This window comes from Planctomycetota bacterium (assembly GCA_026387035.1).
Classification (GTDB): Bacteria; Planctomycetota; Phycisphaerae; order FEN-1346; family FEN-1346; genus JAPLMM01.
The window spans coordinates 1-5,583 of record JAPLMM010000187.1; the positions used below are offsets into that span (position 1 = coordinate 1).

4 protein-coding genes are annotated in these 5,583 nt (G+C 68.8%); 1 reads left to right on the forward strand and 3 read right to left on the reverse strand.

Annotation, left to right across the window (positions count from 1 at the left end):
- From NTX40_06710 to NTX40_06720, 3 genes are all read right to left on the reverse strand, one after another.
- The coding region (locus tag NTX40_06710) for a sugar phosphate isomerase/epimerase (GenBank protein ID MCX5648770.1) at positions 1-888 on the reverse strand (888 nt) is incomplete at its 3' end.
- Positions 889-995: 107 nt separating this feature from the next.
- Positions 996-2,039: a Gfo/Idh/MocA family oxidoreductase gene (locus NTX40_06715; GenBank protein ID MCX5648771.1), complete on the reverse strand. Its 1,044-nt coding sequence runs from the start codon at positions 2,037-2,039 to the stop codon at positions 996-998.
- A gap of 101 nt (positions 2,040-2,140) precedes the next feature.
- Entirely contained in the window at positions 2,141-5,038 is a 2,898-nt protein-coding gene (locus NTX40_06720; GenBank protein ID MCX5648772.1) for an alpha-L-rhamnosidase N-terminal domain-containing protein, read from the reverse strand.
- A 314-nt stretch (positions 5,039-5,352) separates the two neighbouring features.
- Here NTX40_06720 and NTX40_06725 point away from each other — a divergent pair.
- Positions 5,353-5,583, forward strand: a 231-nt coding sequence (locus NTX40_06725) for a phosphoribosylformylglycinamidine cyclo-ligase (protein ID MCX5648773.1), incomplete at its 3' end; no start/stop codon positions are given.

A 5,583-nucleotide genomic window follows, 5' to 3' on the forward strand; every position in this document is an offset into this window, starting at 1 on the left:
CTCGTTGACGCTCATCAGGCTGTCCTCGTGCTCGATGGAGAGTGCCCCGTCGTAGCCGATGACGCGCAGCGTCGAGACGAAGTCGCGCCAGAACGTCTCGCCGTGGCCGTAGCCGATCGTCCGGAAGATCCACGACCGCTCGTTCTCGTTGCCATAGTGCATCGTGTCCAGGACGCCTTTGAAGGCCGTGTTGGGGCCGTCGATGCGGCAGTCCTTCATGTGGACGTGGAAGACGCCCTTGCCGATGGCCTTGAGGCTCACGAGCGGGTCCATCCCCTGCCAAAAGAGGTGGCTGGGGTCGAAGTTGGCGCCGATGTTCGGGCCGCATTCCTTGCGGATCCGCAGCATCGACTCGGTGTTGTAAACGCAGAAGCCGGGGTGCATCTCGAAGGCGATGCGGACGCCGTGGTCCTTGGCCAGCGCCGCTTCCTTCTTCCAGAAGGGGATGAGTTTCTCCTCCCACTGCCACTTGACAGCGTCGGAGAAGTCCGGCGGCCAGGGGCAGGTGATCCAGTTCGGCACGGTGTCTTTCGGCCCGCCGCCCGGGCAGCCCGAGAAGCCGATGACCGTCTTCACGCCCAGGACCTCGGCCAGTTTGAACGCCTTGTGCATCACCTCGATGTCCTTCCTGGCGAAGCCCGGGTCCGGGTGCAGCGGGTTCCCGTGGCAGGAGAGGGCCGAGATCTCCAGGCCCCTTCCGGTGATCTTCTTCTTCCACTCGGCGGCCTTGTCTTTCGACGCCAGCAGTTCATCGACCGGGCAATGGGGGCTCCCGGGATAATTGCCGACGCCGATCTCGACCGTCTCCAGGCCGCTCTTGCGGACGTAGTCGAGGGCCTTCTCGAACGGCTGCCCGCCGAACAGCGCCATAAACACACCGAGTTTCATGCTTCGCTCCTTTTCGCTGCTTCGCCCTTTGTTTGTGAAGCGCTCGCCTTCCGGCTTCGCCCTTCGGGCTACGCCGTGACAAGTCGGCTCGCGGCTAAACGTTCGCGCTACATCTTCACCTTCTTCGATCCGTTCTTCGCGCTCCGGACGGCCGCCTCGATGAACTTCATGTGCATCACGCCGTCGTGCACGTTCGCGTACTTCGACCCGTCCGAGGAGAACGCTTTGCCTTCGTTGTACAGCCGGACGTCCGCCTCAAAACTCCGATGCAGCCGCGCGTACGCGTCGTGGAACGCCTCCACGTGCCCCGAGGGGATGGTCGGCTCCGTGCCGACCCACTCCGGCAACTTGCCGAGGAACGAATCGCTCCCCTTCACCTCCCCGCGCCAGTAATCGCGGTCCGGTTCGCCCGGCAGGCGGATGGTCACCCGCTCGGCATCCTCCTGGCGCCACACCAGGCTCCCCTTTTCGCCGTTCACTTCGATTCCGAGGTCGTTCTTGTGGCCGATGGCGATCTGGCTGGCCCGCACGAGCGCCCGCCCGCCGTTCGACAGTTCGCAGTACGTCGTGAAGTGGTCGTCCAACTGGCGCCCCTTGAGGTACGTTTCGATCATCCCCCGGACGCTCGTCACCTCGAGGCCCGTGACGAACCTCAGTTGCATGAAGGCGTGGGTGCCGATGTCGCCGCCGCAGCAACTCGCCCCCGCCATCTTCGGGTCCGTCCGCCACGACGCCTGCATCTGGCCCGTCGTCTCCAGCCGCGTCGCCAGCCAGCCCTGCAGGTAGTACGCGTCCGCCCACCGCACCTCGCCCAGTTTCCCGCTCGTCACGATCCACCGCGTCCCCGCCTTCACCAGTTTCATCGCCGGGTCGAAATGGACGAAGTTCGGCGTCACGATCACGGCATAGTCGATCCGCTCACCCGTCGGCAGCCGCGACTGGTCCTCGATCATCGCGTCGTACGTCGGGTAGCCCCGGATCGGATACGCCCACTTGGCCGCCTCCGCCATTGCCACCTTCGGGTCCTGGTGCAGGGCCGCGCACACCACGCGCCGCGTCCCATCGAAGTGGATCGCCTTCTGGTGCGGATTGACGATGAACGCTCCGCCCCCGCCGCCGACCAGCCCCACCTTCAGCACTCGCTTCGACATCGCTTGCGCCTCCTTCCACTCGAGTTCTTCCGCTCCCGGCTCCGACCGGGGACGCTACATGCTAATCGCGCGCCCCCGCGATTCAAGCAAATAATCGCCCCTCAGCCGACCTCCTCGCCGCCGACGATCTGGACCTCGTCGCTCTTCTCCAGGTGCCGACGGTCCAACCGGTACCGCATCCCCTCCGGCACCTCCACCCGCACCCGCCGACGCCCGCGCGACGCCCCGATCGCCACCCGGACCCGCCCCTTCGGCGTCCACACGCTCCCGCTTATCTTTACGAGACCGCCCGGCATCGGCGCGAGTCGGGCCGGCTCAAAACCGGGTTCCTCCGGATGGACGCCCAGGATCCACCGGGCCAGGAGCGCCTCCGGATACGCACCCCACCCATGGCAACCGGCCGGCGCGAGCCGACGACCGTGCGGCCCGAAGTCGCCCTCCGCGGCCGCCTCCCTCGCGCGCGGCGCGCCCGCCCGAAACATTTCCGGCACGGCCGCCAGACGCGCCTCGGCCATCGCGCCCCAGTAACCGCGGACCATCGCCAGCGCCCGATTCACCTCGCCCCGCTCCAGAAGCGCCTCAAGCGCGAACCGCTTCGCGTAGGGGTTCTCAAAAGCGCCCCAGTCGGCCGCCTCCGTCTCACCGTCCCACAAGTTCTCCAAAATCCGCGCCGCCCGCCGGGAATCCGCCAGCCTGCCGTAGAGCGCGTAATAGTTCGTCGCCGCCCCTCCCGACTCCGAAAGGTTCTCGAATAGCCTCGCGTCCACGAATCGGCCCCGACGGCCGTCCCAGAGCCGGTCGCGCGCGGTCTCGCGGATCATTTCGGCCTCGTCGCCGAGCCTCGCGGCCGTCGCCTCGCGCCCGAGCCAGCGCGCCACGCACGACGCCGCCTCCAGCGCCCGCACGTACAGTGCCTGCCACGCCGTCACCTCCCCGCGCTTGTCCATCGGCGAAAGGTCCAGCATCAGCCACCAGCCCTCGCGGTCCGGCTTGTTCTCCAGAAGTCCCGACGGCCCCCGGAATCCGGCGGTCCAGTCCAGGCACCGCTCCGCCGCCGGAAGCAGTTCCTCCGCCAGCCGACGGTTTCCCGTCCACGCGACCTCGTCCGCCAGCCAGACGACCCACAAAAGGTTCCAGTCGGGAATCGCGTGCCGCGTCCCCGCCGGCACGAGCGCGCGGAAGAACCCTTCCTCGCCCTGGTCGGCAGCGAACGCTCGCAGAGCCGCCTCGCCGAGGTCCGTCCGCCCCAGGGCGATCCGCTCGATCTCGCCCAACAGGTACGCCGACGCGACGCTCTGCTCCGCCTCGCGCCCCGGCGACCCCTCGAGCGTCTGCTGGAAACACGCCCGCGCCGTCCGCCGGCAAAGCGCCCACACCCGCTCGAGCCGGCGGTCGGCCGTCTTCAGAATCGCCGGCTCGGCCTCCAGCGCGCTCGTCGCCTCCACCGCAAGGCGCCGCACCTCGATGGGGGCGTCGCCGCTCCGGCACACGAGTTCCAGGCACCGCAGCGCCCGCCGGTTGACGAAACGCACCTCCTGCCACCCGCCCCGCAGAACCAGCCGGTCCGCGCGCCGCATCCCCCCCGCCGCCACGTCCGTCCCGCCGACGCCTTCGGACCACGCCAGGTCCAGGATCGCCCCCGCCTGGCCGCGAACCTCCATCGCGACGCGGCCGACGACCTCCCGCCCGAAATCGTATCGTACGTACGACCCGTCCGGCAGGACGAGCGGCCCCTTGCCCTTCGGCCGCGCCAGAAGCGCACGGGCCTGCCTGGCGGCCTTGCGGCTCGGCGACCGCTTCTCCAGCGCCACGAGAAACGCCGGATCCGGAAACGTCCGCGCGTTCGGCGCCAGCGTCTCCGGAATCCCGTTCCGCGAGCACGGGCACAACTCCTCCGTCACGATGAACCAGTGCGACCGGTCGCCCCGCCGGCGGTCCGGCGAAAACTCCACCTTCATCGGCCGGCCCGTCCGCGGGTTCTCGAACGCCAACGCGAACCCCCACGCCGACTCCGGACCGTACAGCACCACGCCCAGAGAGTTCCACCCCCCCTCCAGGTCCACCTCGACCGGCCGCACGCGGCGTCCCTGGCCCCGATGGATGCCCGTCCCCGGAAAGTCGTCGTGCTCCTCTTCGCCCAGCCAGTGGACGAACGCCTCGTCGTATCCCTGCCGCAGCGCTTGCCGGTTGTTCACGTACACGGCGGCGGCCTCGTCGCAGTCGAACAGCAGGCGCGCCCGCTTCCGCCCGGCCGAGTACACGAACGTCGCCGCGTAGAACTCCCCTGCCGCCCCCGTCAGAATGTTGAACTCAAACGGTATCGCCGTCACGCCGGGCTTCATCCGCAGCCGCCCCACCGACTGGACCCGCGCCGGCCGGACTTCCTCCTCGAAGAGCCGCGGCCCCTTTCGCTCGACCGGCGCGGGACGCCCCGACCCCGCCAATCGCATCGGCACCTCGTCCGCCCGCCGCCAACGCCGGTCGTCGAACGCCGCCTCCGTCCACCCCGCCGGCTCGAGCCGCGTGTCACGCACCTCCGCAAAGCCCGTCGTCCAGTGCACACGCGGGGCCCGCCCGTTGAAGTCCTCCGCCGGCTCGAAGCGCCACCGCCGGTCCGTCGCCACCGTCACCCGCGCGCCTGTCGCACACTTGACCTGGAGCCGAAACCACAGGCCCGCCGGCGTCCTCGGCAACCGCGCCAGGCCCATGTGATAATTGTGTGCGAGCACGGCCACGACGTTCCGCCCGCGCCGAAGAGGAAGGTCCGTTTCCGTGTACACGTCCGACTGCGGCGACGCGAACCCCGACGGCGCCGGCCCGCGCCCAACCTGCCGACCGTTCACGTAAAGGACGTATTCGCTGAACGCTGTAACTTCCAGCCGCGCCTCGACCGGCTGCGAGCGCAAAATGAACGCCCGCCGCGCACGCAGGTAACCATCCACCGCGTGCTGGCCGCGGGCGGTCCAGATCCATCTCGGCTTGTCCTTTCGGCCGGCCATCGGAACGGGCCTCGCGAAGGGGGCGAAACATCCACCCTACCGAAACAACCGTCCAAACTCAACCGAATTTCAAGGGCTTGACCTGGCTGAACATCTTGCGTGTTGCACCCTACTTGCGCCGCACACCTTTCGTCGAGCCGGCGGCGCCTCTTTGCGCCTTTCGAGCCGCCCGCGGAAGCGGGCGGTCACGTTCCCCGCCATGGCACGTGCCACGGCCGATCGCGCATGACCCCCGGCGCGCCGGGGCTCCCGCACCCGGCTCGAACGGCACTGCACCTCACTTGCCGGAAAATCGTGGCGCGGAGAGGCGCCCCATGCCGCAACGCCTCACCTACAAAGATGCCGGCGTCGACATGGACGCCGGCGACAAAGTCGTCGATCTGATTCGGACGGCCGTCACGCGAACCCACAGCACCCGCGTCGTGGATCTTTACGGCCACTTTGCAGGCGTCTTCGCCCTCGACTTCCCCGAGCGGATCCTCCGGCGGAACTACAAGCGGCCGCTCCTCGTGGCCGGGACCGACGGCGTCGGCACCAAACTCCGC